Source organism: Vibrio albus, assembly GCF_003144035.1.
GTDB classification, from domain to species: Bacteria; Pseudomonadota; Gammaproteobacteria; order Enterobacterales; family Vibrionaceae; genus Vibrio; species Vibrio albus.
Genome location: NZ_QFWT01000003.1, coordinates 227,098 through 247,353, shown reverse-complemented (window position 1 = coordinate 247,353; position 20,256 = coordinate 227,098). Strand labels below are relative to the sequence as shown.

Here is a 20,256-nt window from a genome sequence, read left to right as displayed (position 1 = left end):
TTTTTTAAATTTTTTACTCAGAAAGGGAACTGTTCGAAAACATCCATGTCTCACTTAATGTAGTAAGCAGAGCATTCCGAAGTCGACCAGGCCGTCAGACTTGTCTTCCGACTGATTACTCCAGAATCTGCTTTTTCTTATTAACTCCTATGTTTGTCGCCCACTCCACGTTGGATTGGGCGTTTTTTTGGCAAAAACAAACTCAGCAAGGCGTAACCAATCACTGCGGCCGTTGTAGAGCCCATCAGAATTCCCAGACGCGCATAGGTGGTAAAGGTTTCACTTGCACCGGTAAATGCCAGTGAAGAAATAAAGATCGACATGGTAAAGCCAATACCGCACAAGACAGATACCGCAAATATTTCTTTAAATCCGACTCCTGCCGGTAATTTCGCCAGACCCATTTTGACCGATAGCCAGCTAAAACTAAAAATCCCCAAAGGCTTACCCAGCAGCAATCCAAGCGCAATACCGACAGGCAGCATTGACGTTAATCCGGACAGCGATATACCTTCCAGTGAAATACCGGCATTCGCAAACGCAAACAGAGGCAGAATAGCAAACGCGACATAAGGGTGCAGGACATGCTCAAGGTGCTTAAGCGGCGAGCCATCCTCGTCATCGCAACCACCATACGTTTTTTCGTCGGCCTTCAACGGAATGGCAAAACCAATGACCACCCCCGCCAGCGTAGCATGCACACCGGACTTAAGAACGGCTATCCAAAGTATCAGACCCGTTATCAGATACCAAGATAACTTAGTGACGTGTTTTGCATTCAGAACAAACAGTATGCCAGTCATGATAAAACCGACGGCTAACGCCATGGTTGATAAATCACCACTGTAAAACAGCGCGATGATGACCACTACCCCCAGGTCATCAATAATCGCCAAGGCCAGCAGGAACACCTTAAGAGCAACCGGAACACGGTTTCCTAACAAGGCCATGATACCCAGAGCAAACGCAATGTCCGTAGCCGCCGGAATCGCCCACCCCTGTACAGCCTGAGCATCACCAGCATTAAACAGTACATAAATTAGTGCCGGTGCTAACATACCGCCAACGGCCGCAATGGCAGGAAAAATCGCTGTTTCTTTGGATTTCAGAGCACCTTCAAGTAGCTCTCGTTTGACTTCCAGCCCAATCAGCAGAAAGAAGATAGCCATCAGACCATCATTGATCCAATGAGAAAGAGACATACCGAACAGATAGGTATGTAAAGCAGAATTGTACAGGTCAGCCAATGGTGAGTTTGCCACCACCATAGCCAGTGCTGCCGCAAATACCAGAATAATACCAGCAGCAGATTCCATTCTAAAAAAATAGCGAATAACGTCCGTCATCTCATCACCATATAAAGGTTCTTGTTATATAGTGTAGAGCGTACTCTTTAGCGATTAAGGAGAAAAATCGTTTGTTTGGAGTAAAAACATCGGAATAACCGAAACAAACAAGGGTCAGCCATTATATTTCCGAACAAATTTCAGCCTAGTATCCAGAAAAGTACATGTACCCTGTCGCATTATGGGTACCGGACGCCGTGATACCGCCTTCCCAGAGAGGGATTAAAAACGGGTGCCACTGACCACTTTCTCTGGGGACAACCGTCAAACGAATATTGTACTTTGGAATCACAATAATCCATCGTGCCGGAAACTGATGACCTTCGATCAGTTCCGTGTATGACTCAGGAAAAATATGGATGTCTGATCCATCCAAGTGTACCGTACTACCATCACGTTGAGCCAGAGTACCAAAATACGTTGTCGACTGCAGAGGGTAGGAAAAGCGGTTTATCAGAAGTGTCATTCCATTGTGAAAGCGCAGGAAAAACTGATCCTGATGCTCTGGCCCCTGATTCAGTATACGGTTTCCCCACTCTTTACTTAGTGTAGCCGTCCCTCTGACTGACACCGGAACGCCATCCAGAATGAGATCTCCGGCTACGTTCAGAAAAGGGGCTCTAAACTGATAGGATCCCACTGAAGGTGCGTTGCGCTTTTCCTGATACCCTTGTTTTCCATCCAGAACATAGGGCCCGGCAGCAGTGGAATTAAGCTGAACCGCAAACCCATCACCGTTAACATTTAATAACCCCGGAAATGGCATTAACCCGAGCGAACGCCAACTCCAGTTATCGAGCCACAAACGGAACGGACGTTCCCGAAATCCCGCCTGTCCGATACCTCCGCGAGCCAACCTCTGCGCACGCCATACGCGTTGTCCGGATGTTATAACCGTAGTGGCGATATATAACTGAGGATTTTCCCAGCCACTGGCATTACGGCTGTTCATTGCCACACGGTAATAATGCCATTTAACGCTGTATCTCTGGCCTTCCTGGTCAACAACATCAGCAAAAAAATGCCACCATTCCTGCCGGTAGCCAACATGGAAACGGAAATCGTCAGGAAGGCTAATACCTCTTTTCGGGGTCATTTGCTGAAACTGGGTAATATCGGCTGCCAGACTGTCGTGAATTTGAGTCTTGGCAGATCCGGGAATACCTTCTGAAGGCCCGGACAACAAAGCAATCGTACCGCCAACAACCAGTACCAGGATAATCAAAACCAACAAAAAGCGTTTGTGTGGTCTGAATCTCTCAAATTCGATCATCAGAGCGCATCCCTCAAAGATTTAATGGGAGTGCGTCTGACTAGCTCAGAAAGAGGTAACACTCCGGCGACCATTAAAGCAGCCATGGTCCAGGCGAAAGTCGACAGATAATCCCAGGGCATCATATAGAACTGAATAGACCATCCGAATGACTGCTCTAACACCACATTGACCATCATGTCGGCAATATACAATCCCAATGGAATAGCTATCAAAGCGGAAGTTACTCCGAAGATAAACAGCTGTAATGCGCTGAGCATGATGAGCTCCTTGGCTGATATTCCAAAACAGCGCAATAATGCGACCTGACGTTGCCTGGAAACTTCTCCGGCAACCGTGGCAAAGAAAATACCAAAGACCCCTACCAGCAGAGTCAGTTTGCCCAATGTATCCGCAATGGTAAATGTACGGTCAAACACCCGCATGGCCTTATCATGCAGGCTGCTGTTATCGAACACTCTTTCCGGAGAGAGGTGGTAATAACTTTCCAGATAGTTTGTCAGCCTGGCAATCTCATCCTTACTATCAAGATTCACCCCCAGAGCCACACTGCCCCGTCCGGAAAAATGTTCTACCCAGCTTTTATGTGAAACGATAACCTGACCGTAAGGGTTTCCGTAATCATAATAAATCCCCAGAACCTGCCACTTGGTTGGGTCACCCTCACCCAGAGCAATATAATCTCCCGGCTTCAGGTTGTCTTTAACGGCCATTGATTCACTGATCATGACCCCCGTATAGTGATGCAGCAGATACCAGTAATCCGGTGTGGCTACTTTCACCGTCAGGGCCTGTTGTTCGCCAGGTGAAGAACCGGTGCTCACAACTTCAATAGTACGTGAGTTGGTGCGGGCTTCACCCTCCCAACGCCACCAGACTGACTCCACTTCTGGTTGCCGGGATAACCATTCAGTGATGCGAAGAGCGGAGCTATTTGTCGGATAAATATACATATCCGCCGCAAGCTTTTGATCCAGCCAGTTCTCTGTGGTTATCCGGAAACTGCCAATCATGGTCTCTATCGCAATCGTTGCGGAAATAGCCAGCATGAATCCCATTACGGCAACGCCCCGGTAGCTCATACTCGCAGCCGCATCTGCAAATAACCATCGGATCTTTACCCACTTAAGCACATAGGAAAGAAAAGTAAATAAATTGAATATGATAAATGGCGCAAACAGCGCAACACCAAACATCATCAGCGATATGACCAGGAAACCTACGTCAGAGTTCATCTCCTGTGTCTGATAGACCACCACCAGAGCGATGAAACAGAGACATGCGATCAGAGCTTGCCAGTAAAACTCAAGGCCGGCAAAACGCACCAGAGAAAGCCGGGCTGATAGCCTGATCGGTTGTGTTCGTAGTAACCGGACTAAAGGCCAGCTACAAGATAGCATCGTACCCACAATACACATCAAAAGGCTCTCACGGACCCAAACCCAACTCCACGTAATATTAAAGCCAACATTCGCATCGTACAGGTCAGCCAGTGTGATGGATACGGTCGGAATAAGCTGATTCGCCAGCATGAGGCCAAAAATATTCCCCGATCCCCAACAGAGCAAAATGAGTAAAAACAGTTCAACACAAAGCCCCTGAGCCAATTGCCAGCGTGAAACCCCCATCTGACGCAAAGTGCCAACCACGGTCTGTCTCTGAATAAATGAGAGTGACATTGCCTGATAAAAAATAAACAGACCAACGCCAAAAGACAGCATCCCCATCGCCGACAGGTTGATATGAAAAGCTTTCGACATAGACTCCAGTTCTGTACGGGAGCTTTTCGAAAGAGTCATGCCTCCGGGAAGGCGCAGTCTGAGGCGCTCTAAAGTCTCATTAGGCATGGCCCGGCACCCAATATAGGAAAGACCGCCGTTACGGTTCAACTGCCTGATCATCGCCATATCAACCAACACCCGGGTACCTTCAACCCAGTTATTGGTATCAATCAATACAGGCCCCAGGTTTTTCCCGTCTGCCAACGTAATGAATCCCCCTTTCTGAATATGCAGATAAGAGGCTAACTCTTGATTCATGACCAATGGATAAGGAGGCTGCATGATTTCCAGAACAGAAAAATGGTTTAAATCAGTATCTGAACCAACCTCTGCCATCGCCAGAGGATCAACGCCTACCAGGACAATATCTTTGCCTTCACGAGTACTAATACGTAATAAATCAAAAGGGGCACATTGAGTAAACCCCTCACGCCTTAACTGAATATAAAAGCCCTGAGGAATCTTTGTTGCGCTCTGCTTCGGGTGAATTTGATAAGGTAATGAATGGGAAAACAGCTGTTCCCCACTGGTATAACTCTCTATGGCATGATGATTAATCGCGGCAACACCCACATAAATCGAGACCCCCAGTGTCAGCCCGAGCCAGACGAGGATAATTTGCAGTGGATGACGACGATAATGACCCAGTAGTGCTTTAACTATGGGCCATAACATGCAGCTGCCCTCCCTGAAGACGAATGCACCCCTCCATATGTCGGGCGACTTTTTCACTGTGAGTCACCAGCAAAAGTGTACATTTCAGTTGTCTGGCTAAAGACGTTAATAGCCTCATGACAGCTTCAGCATTACGTTCATCAAGACTTCCTGTCGGCTCATCAGCCAATAGCAGTTTAGGCTCCATATAAAGAGCACGAGCAATGGCGGCACGCTGCTGTTGCCCACCAGAAACTTCTTCAGGATAACGGCCCAGGAGTGGCATTAAATTCAGAGCAGACAAAATTTGACGCAGGAGTCCTTCATTTTCAGACATCCCTTTCAACTGACGGCAGAAGCGGATATTGTCCGCGAGGTTTAGGGTAGGTAACAAATTATATTGCTGAAAGACATGCCCGATATTATTACGACGATAAGCAGTACGCTTGGCATCGGAGCTATCGTGCATAGGAAATCCGGGAAACCATATTTCGCCAGAATCGGCGGTATCCATGCCAGCGATAAGATTAAGCAGTGTACTTTTCCCAGAACCGCTTTCACCCATTAAAGCGAGTTGCTGACCCTGCTTTAATTCAAGCTCTGCCCCTTGTAGCACCGGGTGAAACTCCTCCCCATCTACAAAGCCTTTACTAAGGTTAGACAGTCTTAACATTAAAACATTCTCACTACTTCAAAACCGAAGTGTGAATCTACACCAAATTCCCTTTTTACGAAAGTATTTTAATAAGGCGATCACAGTATCAATACTTAAATGAAAAAATAGGTGAGGGAAAATCAAATTCCTATCAAATATTCTTGAAGATAGAAAAATAATGTACTAATCACGCACTCAATTTAATTTACCCTTTGAAATAAATAGCAACCAGTTGACTTAATTGCCAATAAGATTTCGTACCCACTTTTTACTTTTCAGCCGATGAAAACTGCTGAAGATTTTTATCAACTCTTCCAGCAAAAACAGGGCGTACACATATTCAGGTTTAAACCCTAACATTACAGCAGCGATAGCGGCGACAGGAACACCAATCAACCACTGAGTGATCATGTCCTGGTACAGACAATATTTAACGTCACCACCCGCACGAAGTATCCCAACAACAAGCGTAATCGGAGCAGAACGAATAACAACACCAAAACAGAGTATTAAAATAAATTTATCCGCCAACTGCCGCGTTTCGTCAGTGAGGGCACTAAAAGCATTAAGAATAGGTACCTGAAGAAAATAAAGAACAATAGCCGCACATATACCGACAAACACACTGAGTGCCAATATCCCAAATGACTGGTAATACACCTGATCATACTGTTTTGCACCAATCGTATTTCCCGTAAGTACCCCCGCAGCATTCGCCATGCCAATAACCAGACTGAGTGAGATCTGATCCACTGGCGTCATAACTGAAAGTGCTGCCAGCCCCTGAACTCCCGTTTGCCCCATAATGGCATGATAAGAGAAAATGCCGGCAGACCAGGCGAAGAAGTTAAACGTGGTTGGTAAAGACAACTTAAGAAAGCGGGAGACCTTAGAATGAATAAAAGCATTTCTAATGTCTTCCAGCCTGAATGCTAATAGATGGCTTTTTGAATACAGAAAGAAATACAAGCACGCAACTTCAACAGCACCACTTAATACCGTTGCTATTGCCGCGCCTTTAATTCCAAGTGCAGGCATGCCTAAATGGCCGAATATCAGCACCCAGTTAAGAAACACATTAGAAATAATGCCGATTGAGCTAAAAAATGTACTGACCCCCGGTCTGTGCATTGCCCGGAGCCCAACAGCCATACTACTGACCGAAGCAACGGCAAACATACTGAAAGAAGTAATAACAATATATTCGCTGCCCAGTTCAATCACTTCGGGTGAGTCTGTCGCCAGACGCATAATATCAACTGAAAACAGCGTAAATAGAACAACGACTAAAGTGGCAAATGTGTTGGCGATAATCCAGGTCAAAGCGGTACTTTCTTTAACCCCTTGTTTATCCCCGGCTCCCCAGTACTGGGAAGTTAACAGCGCTCCCCCCATATTCACACCCACCAGCATAATAGTGGTAACAAACATCGCCCGGCTGGCAACGCCAACCGCCGCAATATCCGCTTCTCCGAGCTGACCAAGCATCAAAACATCAACCAACCCACGGCTGGAGAACAAGATATTCTGTAAAGCGATAGGTAATGCAATTGCAAACAGACGGCGAACAAACTCGCCATTTGTATGATGGAAAACCAATGTGAGTGTTTTTGACATTATTTTACAAATCCAATAGGAATTTCAGCCAGTTGAGTCCCCTTGTTAAATGGATAAATCAAATATTCACCGTGATACTTAACAATGGACTTATAATCTGTTCTTTTATGAACCAAAAATCCGGCATCCGTTGCCAATTGAACAAAGCGGGCATGATTGCCCCTGACAAACATGCTGATAGGTTTAATCAACATTTCTGGTTGTGAACTTTCTTGGCCTTGTTCATCAGCCAAAAAACAGCTCACACACTGATTGGCGCACAACACCAGAGAGTTATCCCCTTCCGAAAAAATCTGCGTTTTTTCCGTCAGGTCATACTCAGTACAGACACTCCAGCCGTCCTGCTCCATACGGTCAAGAAATGTCTCGATGTCAGCATCAGTGATTGCGACAGGTTCTTTTTCTATTGGGAAGAAACTCTGATAAAAAGCCGATATATTTTTAAAAGTAAATAACAAGTCGGAAGCCGTACCTTTACTTCTTCCGGCTTTTTGCCAACGCGTCAGGTCATCACCGACACAACGGGGAAACCGTTGCGTCTTTAAACTTCTTGTCACCCAGCGAACCAGAAAGTGGGTATTACTCACCGGAGTGTTGGCCAGCTTACCTTTACGGTGCTCTTCTTCTAATTCCTTAAGTGCCGTATTTACGACATTTTGCAGCTCAATATAATAGTCAGCCATTATGCGTTCTTTCCTAACGTCCAATACAACACAGCAGATAACAGAGCACATAAGCTCATCATCATCACCATCGGCCAGGCGGCATCTCCGGGCATCGCCGCGACAATGGAACCAATAACCGATCCCATGCCAAACCTGAGGGTACCAGCAAGGGAAGAAGCGGTACCCGCCATATCGGGATACCCCGATAACAGTAACGCCATTGAATTACTGCCGATGGTAGAAAGCGTCCCGACATAACACATAACAAAAGGGACTGTGCCCCAAAGACCGAGGTCCAACACCCAGCCAACAAATAACCCAAGACCCGCCAGTAACTGAACGGTAAGAGCAAATCTCAACATGGTATGCGAACCAAATCTCTTTACCACTCTGCCATTGATGCTGGTCATGATAATCAAACATACGATATTCAGCCCAAACAAATAGCCGAACTGGGTGGCAGGAACACCGTAAATATCCATATAGACAAACGAACCAGCCGTTAAAAACGCAAACATTCCGGCAAAAGAAAAGGCACCCGATAATACCAGCCCTATCACTACTGGGTTCATGGATAAACGCAGGTAGTTTCTCAGGGTCGTCTTCAGACGCAGCGGCTGACGTTTCTCTTTATCCAGAGTCTCCGGTATTTTCCAGAACACCGCCAGACCGACCAGAACGGCAAAAATAGTTAAAAACCAGAATACGGATCGCCAGCCAAACCAGGTAGAAAAATACCCACCCACCATTGGAGCCACTAACGGTGCGACAGTAATAACCAGAATAATAAAGGACATGGTGCGGGCAAACTCTTCCCGCTCAAACATATCCCTGACGACCGCCTGAATAATAACGGCGGCAGCTGCACCGGCAAACCCCTGAGCAGCTCTGACATAAGTCAGCATTTCGACATCGGTTGCCAAAGCGCAGACAATCGAGCCAACAGTAAAGAAAAACATCCCGAACAACAGAACAGGCCGACGACCGAAACTGTCCGCTAACGGACCGTGAATCAGTTGTCCTATGGCAAAGCCAGCCGTATAAATGGTCAGCGTAATTTGAACGGCTCCGGCATCAACCCCCATGTCCTTTGCTATTGCAGGCATGGCCGGTAAATACATATCAATAGCAAAAGGCGTCAAAGCACCGATTGAGCCAAGTACTAAAAGCAGCACAAAGGTCAGTTGCACCTGTTTATTCGACATAAAGTTCCTGTTGTTGGATTAAAGTTACGGGGGTAATCAGCTTAAAAGTCTCCGACTTTACTTCCAGACGGAAGCGATCTCTTCTTCAGTCAAATAACGGTACTCTCCGGGTTCCAGTTCTTCATCCAGAATAATGTCGCCGATCCTTTCTCTGTGCAGCGCTTCTACTTTATTGCCAAGCGCAGCAAACATGCGCTTCACCTGATGATATTTTCCTTCATGAATGGTCAGTCTGACTTCCTTTTCGGTAATAATGTCCAGTTCAGCCGGTAGCGTTGCTTCTCTTTCGTTTCTTAATTCGATGCCCTGCTTAAATCGCTCGGCATAATCATCATTCACGGGATCAGCCAGCCAAACATAGTAGGTTTTTTCGCATTTATGTTTTGGTGATGTAATCCGGTGCGACCACTTTCCATCATCAGTAATAAGCACAAGACCTGTGGTATCAACATCCAGCCTTCCGGCGAAATGCAGCTCTTCCATCTTTACTTCATCCAGAAGTACAAAGGCAGTATGGTTAAACCCATCTTCATGTGAACACACAAACCCTTCCGGTTTATACAACATAATGTATCTCGGGCCCGGCATGGCTATTTCTCTGTCTTGCCATTCCACGCAACTCTTATCAGTTACTTTTACTGCACCGCTTTTCTGCACAATGCCATCAACCGAAACTTCTCCGCTTTTTAGTAGCTTCGTCGCCTCTTTCCGGGTGGCCCCAAGGGCATCACATAAAAATTTATCCAGTCGCATTTATACCTCTTATTCGGCTGTATCCAGAATGCTCTAAGGCAAGCTGGATAAGAATGCGCTATTATATGCTTCTTTATCTCAATAGTTGAGCTATTTCACAGTTTTTATGTATAAACTTCGTCCGTATCAGGCCGATGCTGTTAAAGCCGTTATCCACTACTTTAGGAAACACACCTCACCCGCGGTCATTGTACTGCCGACCGGTGCAGGCAAAAGCCTTGTTATTGCTGAGCTGGCCCGCCTTGCTAAAGGCAGGGTTCTGGTATTGGCGCATGTAAAAGAGCTGGTAGAGCAAAACCATGCAAAGTACGAAGGGTATGGCTTAACCGGCGCGGTTTTTTCTGCCGGTCTGGGACGAAAAGAAACCGATCAACAAGTGGTATTTGCATCGGTTCAGTCTGTGGTACGAAACCTGGACGCATTTGCCAATCAATTTTCTCTTCTGGTCATTGATGAATGCCACCGTGTCCCAGACAACAATACCAGCAGCTACCAGAAAGTAATTAGCCACCTTAGAGAGGTAAACCCGGGAATCAAAGTCCTCGGTTTAACCGCGACCCCTTATCGCTTGGGGATGGGCTGGATTTATCAGTACCATACCCGAGGGCAGGTACGCAGTGAAGCCCCCCGTTTTTTCCGGGACTGTATCTTTGAGCTGCCTATCCGCTACCTTCTGGACGAAGAATTTCTGACTCCGGCCCGAATGATCGATGCGCCGGTACTCAGCTATGATTTCTCTCAGCTGAAACCGGCGAATACCGGCCGCTATAAAGAGTCTGAGCTGGATATGGTGATCGAAAGTTCGAAGCGTGCCACACCACAGATCGTCACGCAGATTATCCAGCTTGGTCAGGATAAGAAAGGCATTATGATCTTTGCGGCTACCGTTCATCACGCACAGGAAATATTAAGCCTGCTGCCACAGCTGGAGTCTGCCATTGTTATTGGTGACACACCAACAACAGAACGGGATACCATCATTCAGAGTTTTAAAGATCAGCAGATAAAATACCTGGTGAATGTGTCCGTTCTGACTACCGGGTTTGATGCGCCACACGTGGATTTAATTGCGATTTTAAGGCCGACTGAATCGGTCAGCCTGTATCAACAAATAGTCGGACGAGGACTGCGATTGTCTGAAGGCAAGCAGGAGTGCCTGGTGCTTGACTACGCCGGTAATAATTATGACCTCTATCAGCCGGAAGTTGGCGACCCTAAGCCGGATTCTAACAGCGAGATTATTACCGTTCCCTGCCCGGCCTGTGGCTTCAACAATAACTTCTGGGGCAAGCTGGACAGTAATGGCTTTCTGCTTGAACATTATGGCCGACGTTGTCAGGGCTATTTCGAGGAGGAGGACGGAACCCGCGAACATTGCGGCTACCGGTTCCGGGCAAAATACTGCAATGAATGTGGGGCCGATAATGATATCGCCGCCCGAATCTGCCATGAGTGTGATGCCACCCTCGCCGATCCGGACAAAAAGCTGCGTGAAGCACTAAACCTAAAAGATGCACTTGTCTTTGAATGCAGAGACATGCAGCTTAATACTCATAAAGACTCATCAGGTAAGAATCAGCTAAGAGTGACATACATTGGCGACGATAATGCACAGGTGCATGAATTCTGGTCTCTGAACACAAAGAAACAGAAGGAAAACTTCCATAAACAATTCGTCCGTCCACATCTGGCGGATCGACACCGGCCTTTCGAAGAAAGCTCTCCTTCCCGGGTAGTGAGCCATCAGCACCGGTTTCGTCTGCCTCAGTTTGTTATTGCCAGAAAATCAGGACGGTTCTGGAAGCTCAGGGATAAAATCTTTGATGATGAATTTAAAGACAATAATTAGGGACTATTTCCCGCTGTGCTATTGCTCCTGAATGCCAACAATGATAGTATCCGCGCTCGTTTTGGATGTAACAACCAATTACACCGGAACGACTAGCATTATCAACTAGGTCGCTATGTTGGTGATGAACCTATCTTTTACCCAATTTGAGAGTAAATACTATGAAATTTGAAGCAGTAGTACGTACTGAGCTAGGTAAGGGTGCGAGCCGCCGCCTACGCCACGCTGGTCAATTCCCAGCAATCGTTTACGGTGGAACAGAAGCACCTGTATCTATCGCTCTGAAGCACGATGACATCATCAACCAAATGGATAAGCCTGAGTTCTACGAAGCTATCACTCTGGTTATTGACGGTGCTGAAGTTAAGGTTAAGCCACAAGACGTTCAACGTCACGTGTTCAAGCCAAAAGTTGAGCACATGGACTTCATCCGTATCTAATTCTTTTACCAAAAGAGTTAGTCGGATAAATCCAGACCTTTTGCATATCAGATAACTCGGTCTTACCACCCGGGACATCTAAAAATCAGAAACCCCAGATGCTACCAACATCTGGGGTTTCGCCGTTTATGACCACGGCTATAGGTTTATGACTACGGCTATAGAAAAAACGTTGTAACAAAATCGTAAAAGCATTAATTTTCGTTATCATTATTATATCTCTCACAATGATGCGCCTTTGTAACAAGAGAAATTCAATGCTTACTATCTTTAAAACATTTTTTGCTTTGGGCTGGATCAGCTTCGGTGGCCCTGCCGCTCATATCGGCTACTTTCGTAATACATTCGTAGAAAAACTTAAGTGGCTTACCGAAGAAGAATACGCACAAATCGTCGCCCTGAGCCAGTTTTTACCGGGGCCCGGCTCCAGCCAGGTTGGTTTTGCTATCGGCTATAAACATGCCGGAGTCTCTGGGGCGCTGGCGGCTTTTCTTGGTTTCACTCTTCCATCCATCATTATTATGCTGGTACTGGCCGCTTTAAGCGCCAGTTTAACCACTGAACCGCTATTCCTGTCCGCTGTCCATGGTTTGAAGTTGTTAGCTGTGGTGGTGGTTGCCGACGCGATATGGGGAATGTTCAGCAAGTTCTGTCAAACGACGCTGCCTGTCGGGCTTTGTCTTTTCACTGCTATTGCTTTACTTGTCCTGCCTGGCATCGCAACTCAGGCACTTGTGCTTATTGCCGCAGCAATGACTGGCAGCCTGTTTCTACAAAAAAGTGGCGGAGACTCTCACGATAACCTGCCGTTCCGTCCGCACTGGCTTCCCCTTCTGATCTTTGCGCTCTTGCTGACCGGGTTGCCTCTGCTAACCTCACATGGTTCACTTGCTGGTATATTCAGTGACTTCTTTCAGGCTGGTAGTCTGGTATTCGGTGGTGGTCATGTTGTATTACCTTTACTACAAAACATCGTCGGTGATCAGCTGCCTCAGGACGCCTTCTTAACCGGATATGCCGCTGCGCAGGCCATTCCCGGCCCTATGTTTACCTTTGCGACATATATCGGCTATATCATGTCACCGGAGTTTCCGGTACTGGGCGCGCTTTTTGCCACCGCCGGCGTTTTTCTTCCCGGCTTTCTGCTCCTTCTGGGGATACTCAGACACTGGCAGAGACTGGCCTCTATACCTAAAGTGGACGGGGCGTTAAATGGCGTCAATGCCGCGGTGGTCGGCTTACTTATTGCCGCCCTCTATCAGCCTATCTTCTTAAGTGCCGTTAACGTTCCACTGGATTTTGCACTCGTTCTCTCAGGGTTGTTTCTGCAAAAGCAGCTTAAGCTGCCTCTGGTCTGGATGGTCACTTTGTCTATTCTTGCCGGGTTATTGTTATTCTAGACAGTACCAGAGTGAAAATACCTGTTCAGCGACTGAAAACAATGTCGGGTTGGTCGCTGACAGTGTGATATTTAGTGATAAATCTATAAATGTATTAATTATAAAACACACCTTTTCCCTGGTTTCTGCTATTACTAGACTAGTGGTAGGAGTTAATTGTGAGAGCCGAGCTCTGAGCCGTTTCTCCAGCCTATTTAATTTGCCAGAAACAGGAAGGTAAGGATATGAAATATCTAATACTATCAATGCTAGCGGCCATACTTGCTATTCCGGCAGTAGCACAAGACTCTCAAACCGCTTCAGGTCAGGGTGCTGATTTTGATATGGCGATCGGTTGTGGGGACTTTAGTAGTGGTTCTGAAGCTAATCTGGATGATCCCGGCATGCCCGAGGGAACACTAACTGAAGCAATTAGAGGTCAAATTCTCAGCTTATGTCCAGATTTGCAAGACGCCATAGATAATGATGACGATAAAACTTGGCAGGATGTAGGGGCAACCTTTAAAGATACCGCTGAAGACATAGCCGCCGATATTGCGTTAAAAGTGGCTGTTCACTACGACTATACTACTGAATTTGACGACAGAAGCTGTCAGGTTATCCGAATTAACCCGGGTAATCAGTCCAAGGTTATGTGTGATACCAATGAGGGTAATCCTTCTGTGACTTGCGTAGAACTTTCGGGTGAATCCATAGCCGAGATTCAAAGCCTATGTGATAGCTGGACTTCTACAACCACACCATAGACCACTGGCTGTATATAAGACTTTATAATACCCATCACCCGGCAGCTACATTCTCCAGAACAAAATCACGGAATACCTGATTGGCTCTGGAGAGGTAGCTGTCGCGTCTCCACGCCAGGCTCAAATCAATATAGAAAGGTTGCTTAAAGGGCCGGGAAATAATCTGGTCATCATCTTGTATTGCAACTTTCCACATGGGTGATATGGCATACCCCTGCCGGATAACAGATTTTATCAATGGTAAAAGATTACTGGAAAAAGCCACTTTCGGTATTATCTGCATCTCCCGGCTGATTTTCTCTATCAGCGAATGGTGATAATAACTCTTTTGAAACAGAACCAAGTCATGAGACAAAAAATCTTCATACTCTATCAACTCTTTCTCTGCCAATGGATGGTCAGGAGCCATACAAACGACCATTTCTTCTTGTATCAACGGAGCACTATCCAGTTCCGGCCTCAGATAGGTATCGGCTATGACACCCAGTTCCAGCTCTCCATCAAGAAGCATCTGACGGATATTTCTTGTGCCGTCATCAATAATATTCAGACTCAGGTTGGCGTACTGATGTTTAAAGGCCATCAGCAGAGGAGGTAAAAAGTATGAACCAATCATACTCGGCACACCGATCTTCACTTCTCCACGCTCCAGTCCTTCCAGTGCCAGCATGGATAATCTGGCATCACTGGCCTGCTGTAAAATCTGCCGGGCATGCTGCAGAAACTGAATGCCGGCATCGGTCAGGCTGACCCCTCTTTCCCTACGGTGCAACAGGGGCATATTCAATTCCATTTCCAGTTTTTTGATACTACTGCTGATCGCAGGCTGTGCCAGGTTCAGCCGACGGGACGCTGCTGAAATAGTGCCGGTTTCAGCAACCGCAACAAAGTGTTTTAACTGTCGAAATTCCATAATGACCTCTACAAAGCGTCCGTATCAGAAAGGGGGGACTTTCATGTCATCCTATATATAAATAAAAACTATGGAAAGCATAAAAACAGAATATTTTATTTATTATGCACCTATCGTTATTCTACTCGTGTTCCTTGTCCCAAAATCCTGATTCCGAGTTGTAACTGAAGTGAAAAATTTAACCCATTACCGCAAATTAACCTTATCTATATGCTTATGTTCTATAGTTACATTTTCTAATATTTACTGGTTGCAACCACTGCTGCCACAACTGCAGCAGGATTTTCAGATATCCTCTATGGCGGCAAGCCTGTCAATGTCAGCCTCTCTCTTTGGCATGGGATTGGGGTTACTGTTCTTTGCAAGCTGGTCTGACGCTATAGGTCGCTGTCATATCCTGCTGGTAGGTACGGCTGTCGGACTCTGCATCTCTTTTCTTCTTCCTTTGGTCGAAAACTACAATGTCTTCCTAATCCTCAGGTTTATTCAGGGTGCCTTTCTTGCCGTCTGTCCAGCCGTTGCTGTCCCTTTGCTGGGCGATGAGCTGAGAAAAAGCTGGCTTCCCGCAGCTGTTGGATTTTATATTGCGTCGAATACGATTGGCGGTATCGCCTCTCGCCTGCTCGCGGGGGTAGGTGCAGAATATCTTGGGAGCTGGCAGGCATCCGGTTATATCATTGGCACTATCAGTGCCGCGCTATTTGTGGTTGTGCATTTTTCTCTGCCAAAACAACGGCACTTTACACCATCAGAATTTCACCTGAAAACCAGCCTTCATGACTATACGTTACATCTGAAACGACCTCAGCTCGTTATCATCTATCTTATCATCGGCCTGGGTTTTGGTTGTTTTGTCAACCTGTCCAACTATCTGATGCTGGTCCTGGAAGCCGCTCCCTATCATTTACCCAGTGATATTCGCAGCCTGATGTTCCTTACATTGCTTGGTGGTACCACCAGTTCTTCTTTTGCCGGAAAATACGCGCGCAAGCATAGTCTGATCACAGGAATGGCGGTTGGCGTGTGTATTATGCTGGTCGCTAACCTTATTTTGGGGCAAACCCAACTGCCTTTACTTATTCTGGGTATGGTCCTGATGGCGATGGGTTTCTTCTTTTGCCATGCGCAAGCAAGTGCATTGGTTGGCCGTAGTGTAAAAAAAGCTAAGGGTAGCGCGCAGGCGTTATACAGCTTGTTTTACTACACAGGGGCCAGTACAGGCGTCTTCTTACTGGAGCCGTCCTACCAGACTAAAGGATGGCACGGCATACTGGAAACCACTCAGTTTACGCTGATGATCTGCATGGCTCTGGTGGTTATTTGTCAGCTTCTTTATCTGAAAAACCGGAAAACTTCTCACCAAACTGCTTAAGGCTTGTTTTATACTAAGTAGGTCAGTTTACGAATGGAGTTTGCCATGAACAAAAAGCTTATGATGCTGTTAATGCCGGTTATTCTGGGTGCCTGTACCTACAGCAGTACCACTGCCAGTAACAACACTACCACGATAAGTGAAGCCGCTCTGCAACACCATAACTGGACGCTGATTCAAGTAGATAATCACAAGCTGACTGATTTACAAATAAAAGAAAAACCAAACCTGGAAATTGGTGAAAATATGCGTGCCACTGGGTTTGCCGGATGTAACCATTTTTTCGGACAAAGTATATTGCGTGAAAACCAATTTAAAATTGAAAAAATGGCCATATCACAAAAAATGTGTTTCGGACAAGTGATGGGTATCGAAAATATTCTTTCCGATACCCTGACTCAGTACAGTACCATTATTCTTTATGAAGATTATCTGAAGCTCCATAATGGTACCCATCAACTGATCTTTAAATTAAACGATTATAAATAGCGGTTATGGCCATGCTTATATTCATGGCCTACAAATTCAGAGGGGAATACTGTAATAGCTCCAGCCTGAGCTGATCCGACAACGCTATTGGTCGATTGAAGGTCATTCCAACGCTGTATCCGGCACCATTCTTACGCCAGTTAGCGATGGTACAAAGCTGGAGAGGCTCTGATAAATTGTCAAACTGGAGCTTAACCTTTACCTCATCTCCCTGATGTAATTCAATATCCTGTTCAACATAAAGGCAGCAGCCGGACACCGAAATATCCCGGACCACAACAATCGCCGCTGTTTTTCCAAATGCGGCTTCTGTCTGAAGGTTGATTTTTAACCGCTTATCTTTTCTGACCACTTTCGCTTCGACCCGTTCCGGGAATTCCACAAACATAAGCCATGAAAATGCCGACCGAATACCAAGTAACTGAGTTCTGAATGCAATAATATGCCCGGACTCGGTATCAGCAAATCCCCGAATAATGACCTGGATACCGGAAGAGGAGCTGGAAATATCCGCTTTATAAGTAATTAAACTTTCCAGTGTTCTGGCGGTTATTTCAAAAATCAGATACTGGTCTTTTTTCATACCGGTAAACGAGCACTGACCAGAATACTCTTCCCCATTTTCAAAAATAAATACCGCAGAAAACCGGGAACCGATAGTTAAATATTTTTCTAGCTCTGAGCTGTTAGGAATAAAATAAGGCATACACTGCTACAAAGATGAATGATCGCGCTTTCCATTCACGCTGTTTATTATTTTGTTGCAGTAGTATGCCATACGTTAACCATAAAAACACTGGCTGTTTTTAGTTAACCCACTGTTGACGCAGTGTTTTAGCTGCCGACACCATATTTTTCAGAGAGGCTTCTGTCTCTTCCCAGTTACGGGTTTTCAGGCCACAATCCGGGTTTACCCACAGTCGTTGTGCCGGGATTTTCTGCGCCGCTTTTTCCAGTAACTGAATGATCCACTCTTCATCAGGAATATTCGGTGAGTGAATATCATAGACACCCGGACCAATTTCATTTGGGTAATTAAATTCTTCGAATGCCTTCAGCAGTTCCATATTCGAACGAGAAGTTTCGATCGTAATAACATCGGCGTCCAGTGCTGCCACTGACTCAATAATTTCATTAAACTCGCTATAGCACATATGAGTGTGAATCTGAGTTTCTGGCCTTGCGCTCGCCGCAGAAATCTTAAAGGCTTCCACAGCCCAGTTCAGATATTCCTGATGATCCCGTTTCTTCAGTGGCAGACCTTCCCGAATAGCGGGCTCATCGATCTGAATAATGTTAATCCCGGCATTTTGCAGATCATCAACTTCATCGCGCAGTGCAAAGGCCAGTTGCTGAGTAATTTCCTTACGTGAGATATCTTCACGCGGGAATGTCCAGCACAGAATCGTCACGGGACCAGTCAGCATACCTTTCATCTGTTTTGATGTCAGAGACTGTGCATAAGTGGACCAGTCTACAGTCATCGGATTTGGTCGTTCAATATCCGCGACCACGACCGCAGGTTTCACACAACGGGAACCATAACTCTGTACCCAGCCAAACTGCGTAGTGGCAAACCCTTCCAGATTCTCCGCAAAATATTCCACCATATCGTTCCGCTCGGCTTCACCATGCACCAATACGTCCAGATCCAGAGCTTCCTGGCGCTTCACTGCATCCGCAATATGCCCTTTAATAGCCGTTTCATAGTCAGCCTGAGAAAGTCGGCCTGCGCGATAAGCACTACGCTGTGCCCGAATTTCACCGGTTTGCGGGAATGAGCCTATCGTCGTCGTCGGCAAAAATGGTAATCCCAGCACCTCATCCTGATGATGTGCCCGCTCCTCATAAGCAGCTGCGCGTTGACTCGTTTCCGCAGAGATAGCGTTCACCCTTTGCTGAACGTCCGGCTTATTAACATGCTGCGCCGTTTCACGCTGACGAATCGGCTGACTGTATTCCCGACATGCTGCCACAGCATCAGTATCGCCATCCAGCGCTTTACCCAGCAGACTAACCTCACCCAGCTTCTGTTTCGCAAATGCAAACCAGCTGCGGGTTTCTTCATTCAGTTTGATTTCCAGTTCCAGGTCGATCGGGCTGTGCAACAGAGAACAGGAACTACCAATCCAGAGCTTGTCTCCCAACTGCGCTTTAACCGGAGTAAGCTTCTCCAGCACACGTTCCAGATCCGCACGCCACACATTGCGGCCATTGACGACACCAGCAGAAAGTACCCAATTTTCCGGCAGCGCATCGACGACAGAGCTTAATTGTTCCGGAGCCGCGGACAGGTCAATATGCAGACCATTCACCGCAAGTTCGGTGATCTTATCCAGATTATCGGTTACCGAATCAAAATAGGTGGTCAGTAACAGTTTTACGTTACTCTGAATAACCTGATAAGCCTGTTTAAAAGAATCCCGCCACTTATCTTCAAGGTCCAGAGCCAGCACAGGTTCATCAATCTGTACCCACTCTACTCCTAATGCAGACAGTTTAGAAAGAATCGCCTGATAAGCAGACAACAAACGAGGCAGTAACTGAATACGGTCAAAACCTTCTTCTACCTCTTTACCCAGATACAGGTAACTGACCGGGCCAAGCAGTACCGGTTTTACATGATGCCCGGCTTCAATGGCTTCACTGACTTCTTCAAATAATTGAGGCCAGCTCACTTCAAACCGGTCATCACTGCTAAACTCCGGCACAATGTAATGATAGTTAGTGTTAAACCATTTCGTCATATCGGATGCAGCGGCACCGCACCCACAATCAGAATGAGACTGCCCGCGACCAATACGGAACAACGTATCCAGATTTGGAGAACCGTTGCGGTGACGTTCTGGTACGTGACCAAGCAGTAAAGAGGTCGTCAGTACATGGTCATACCAGGCGAAATCGCCGGCAGAAACGAAACTTAACGCATTCTCCTTCTGGCTATTCCAGTGACGCTGCCTCAGTTCAGAACCAACCTGTTTTAGCTCATTTTGAGAAATCTCTCTACGCCAGTATTTTTCCTGTGCAAATTTAAGCTCCCTCTGTTCACCAATACGTGGGTAGCCAAGAATGTGAGTCGTTGTTGTCATGCTAATGTC

The 20,256-nt window shown here is 46.3% G+C and carries 17 protein-coding genes; 6 read left to right on the top strand and 11 right to left on the bottom strand.

Annotated features, from left to right (window positions below):
- Positions 1–140 precede the first annotated feature (140 nt).
- From nhaA to rsuA, 8 genes are all read right to left on the bottom strand, one after another.
- On the bottom strand, positions 141–1,346 hold the full coding sequence (gene nhaA, locus DI392_RS07290) for a Na+/H+ antiporter NhaA (RefSeq protein ID WP_109319248.1): 1,206 nt from the start codon (positions 1,344–1,346) through the stop codon (positions 141–143).
- Positions 1,347–1,491: 145 nt separating this feature from the next.
- A complete protein-coding gene (locus DI392_RS07285; protein WP_109319247.1) occupies positions 1,492–2,619 on the bottom strand; it encodes a lipocalin-like domain-containing protein in 1,128 nt (375 codons plus the stop codon).
- On the bottom strand, positions 2,619–5,075 hold the full coding sequence (locus DI392_RS07280) for an ABC transporter permease (protein WP_109319246.1): 2,457 nt from the start codon (positions 5,073–5,075) through the stop codon (positions 2,619–2,621). Before DI392_RS07280 ends, DI392_RS07285 begins: the two co-directional genes overlap by 1 nt.
- Positions 5,056–5,727, bottom strand: a complete 672-nt coding sequence (locus DI392_RS07275; protein WP_109319245.1) for an ABC transporter ATP-binding protein — start codon at positions 5,725–5,727, stop codon at positions 5,056–5,058. The genes DI392_RS07280 and DI392_RS07275 overlap by 20 nt, the downstream gene beginning before the upstream one ends.
- A 219-nt stretch (positions 5,728–5,946) precedes the next feature.
- Positions 5,947–7,326, bottom strand: a complete 1,380-nt coding sequence (locus tag DI392_RS07270; protein ID WP_109319244.1) for an MATE family efflux transporter — start codon at positions 7,324–7,326, stop codon at positions 5,947–5,949.
- Positions 7,326–8,009, bottom strand: coding sequence for a DUF2913 family protein (locus tag DI392_RS07265; protein WP_109319243.1), 684 nt, complete (start codon positions 8,007–8,009; stop codon positions 7,326–7,328). The genes DI392_RS07270 and DI392_RS07265 overlap by 1 nt, the downstream gene beginning before the upstream one ends.
- Positions 8,009–9,196 carry a Bcr/CflA family multidrug efflux MFS transporter gene (locus tag DI392_RS07260; protein WP_109319242.1) on the bottom strand — a complete coding sequence of 396 codons (1,188 nt, stop codon included), beginning with the start codon at positions 9,194–9,196 and terminating at the stop codon, positions 8,009–8,011. Before DI392_RS07260 ends, DI392_RS07265 begins: the two co-directional genes overlap by 1 nt.
- Positions 9,197–9,253: 57 nt before the next feature.
- Positions 9,254–9,949: a 16S rRNA pseudouridine(516) synthase RsuA gene (rsuA, locus tag DI392_RS07255; protein ID WP_109319241.1), complete on the bottom strand. Its 696-nt coding sequence runs from the start codon at positions 9,947–9,949 to the stop codon at positions 9,254–9,256.
- Positions 9,950–10,055: 106 nt separating this feature from the next.
- Between rsuA and radD the strand changes: the two genes are divergently transcribed.
- The 4 genes from radD (at position 10,056) to DI392_RS07235 (ending at position 14,384) form a co-directional block, all read left to right on the top strand.
- Positions 10,056–11,798: a DNA repair helicase RadD gene (gene radD, locus DI392_RS07250; protein ID WP_109319240.1), complete on the top strand. Its 1,743-nt coding sequence runs from the start codon at positions 10,056–10,058 to the stop codon at positions 11,796–11,798.
- Positions 11,799–11,959: 161 nt separating this feature from the next.
- Entirely contained in the window at positions 11,960–12,238 is a 279-nt protein-coding gene (rplY, locus tag DI392_RS07245) for a 50S ribosomal protein L25 (RefSeq protein WP_109319239.1), read from the top strand.
- A gap of 257 nt (positions 12,239–12,495) precedes the next feature.
- Positions 12,496–13,638, top strand: coding sequence for a chromate efflux transporter (gene chrA / locus DI392_RS07240; RefSeq protein ID WP_109319238.1), 1,143 nt, complete (start codon positions 12,496–12,498; stop codon positions 13,636–13,638).
- 224 nt (positions 13,639–13,862) lie between these two features.
- Positions 13,863–14,384, top strand: coding sequence for a hypothetical protein (locus tag DI392_RS07235; protein ID WP_109319237.1), 522 nt, complete (start codon positions 13,863–13,865; stop codon positions 14,382–14,384).
- Positions 14,385–14,418: 34 nt separating this feature from the next.
- Here DI392_RS07235 and DI392_RS07230 read toward each other — a convergent pair whose 3' ends face one another.
- A complete protein-coding gene (locus DI392_RS07230; RefSeq protein WP_109319236.1) occupies positions 14,419–15,297 on the bottom strand; it encodes a LysR family transcriptional regulator in 879 nt (292 codons plus the stop codon).
- A gap of 169 nt (positions 15,298–15,466) precedes the next feature.
- On the opposite strand from DI392_RS07230, the gene DI392_RS07225 reads away from it, so the two are divergent.
- Together DI392_RS07225 and DI392_RS07220 are read left to right on the top strand one after the other, a co-directional pair.
- Positions 15,467–16,669 (top strand): MFS transporter, encoded by a 1,203-nt coding sequence (locus DI392_RS07225; RefSeq protein WP_109319235.1) that lies wholly within the window; start codon positions 15,467–15,469, stop codon positions 16,667–16,669.
- A gap of 45 nt (positions 16,670–16,714) precedes the next feature.
- A complete protein-coding gene (locus DI392_RS07220) occupies positions 16,715–17,158 on the top strand; it encodes an META domain-containing protein (RefSeq protein ID WP_181388377.1) in 444 nt (147 codons plus the stop codon).
- Positions 17,159–17,186: 28 nt separating this feature from the next.
- Here the strand turns inward: DI392_RS07220 and DI392_RS07215 are convergent, their stop codons facing one another.
- Together DI392_RS07215 and metE are read right to left on the bottom strand one after the other, a co-directional pair.
- Positions 17,187–17,864 carry a PilZ domain-containing protein gene (locus DI392_RS07215; RefSeq protein WP_109319233.1) on the bottom strand — a complete coding sequence of 226 codons (678 nt, stop codon included), beginning with the start codon at positions 17,862–17,864 and terminating at the stop codon, positions 17,187–17,189.
- A gap of 100 nt (positions 17,865–17,964) precedes the next feature.
- Positions 17,965–20,247, bottom strand: coding sequence for a 5-methyltetrahydropteroyltriglutamate--homocysteine S-methyltransferase (metE, locus tag DI392_RS07210; RefSeq protein WP_109319232.1), 2,283 nt, complete (start codon positions 20,245–20,247; stop codon positions 17,965–17,967).
- Between the last annotated feature and the right edge of the window lie 9 nt (positions 20,248–20,256).

Bases quoted from the DNA above. Each gene is read 5' to 3' on its own strand.
- nhaA (WP_109319248.1), bottom strand. From the start codon at position 1,346: ATGACGGACGTTATTCGCTATTTTTTTAGAATGGAATCTGCTGCTGGT.
- radD (WP_109319240.1), top strand. From the start codon at position 10,056: ATGTATAAACTTCGTCCGTATCAGGCCGATGCTGTTAAAGCCGTTATC.
- DI392_RS07220 (WP_181388377.1), top strand. From the start codon at position 16,715: ATGAACAAAAAGCTTATGATGCTGTTAATGCCGGTTATTCTGGGTGCC.
- rplY (WP_109319239.1), top strand. From the start codon at position 11,960: ATGAAATTTGAAGCAGTAGTACGTACTGAGCTAGGTAAGGGTGCGAGC.
- DI392_RS07260 (WP_109319242.1), bottom strand. From the start codon at position 9,196: ATGTCGAATAAACAGGTGCAACTGACCTTTGTGCTGCTTTTAGTACTT.
- chrA (WP_109319238.1), top strand. From the start codon at position 12,496: ATGCTTACTATCTTTAAAACATTTTTTGCTTTGGGCTGGATCAGCTTC.
- DI392_RS07275 (WP_109319245.1), bottom strand. From the start codon at position 5,727: ATGTTAAGACTGTCTAACCTTAGTAAAGGCTTTGTAGATGGGGAGGAG.
- DI392_RS07215 (WP_109319233.1), bottom strand. From the start codon at position 17,864: ATGCCTTATTTTATTCCTAACAGCTCAGAGCTAGAAAAATATTTAACT.
- DI392_RS07235 (WP_109319237.1), top strand. From the start codon at position 13,863: ATGAAATATCTAATACTATCAATGCTAGCGGCCATACTTGCTATTCCG.
- metE (WP_109319232.1), bottom strand. From the start codon at position 20,247: ATGACAACAACGACTCACATTCTTGGCTACCCACGTATTGGTGAACAG.
- DI392_RS07280 (WP_109319246.1), bottom strand. From the start codon at position 5,075: ATGTTATGGCCCATAGTTAAAGCACTACTGGGTCATTATCGTCGTCAT.
- DI392_RS07270 (WP_109319244.1), bottom strand. From the start codon at position 7,326: ATGTCAAAAACACTCACATTGGTTTTCCATCATACAAATGGCGAGTTT.
- DI392_RS07265 (WP_109319243.1), bottom strand. From the start codon at position 8,009: ATGGCTGACTATTATATTGAGCTGCAAAATGTCGTAAATACGGCACTT.
- DI392_RS07230 (WP_109319236.1), bottom strand. From the start codon at position 15,297: ATGGAATTTCGACAGTTAAAACACTTTGTTGCGGTTGCTGAAACCGGC.
- DI392_RS07285 (WP_109319247.1), bottom strand. From the start codon at position 2,619: ATGATCGAATTTGAGAGATTCAGACCACACAAACGCTTTTTGTTGGTT.
- rsuA (WP_109319241.1), bottom strand. From the start codon at position 9,949: ATGCGACTGGATAAATTTTTATGTGATGCCCTTGGGGCCACCCGGAAA.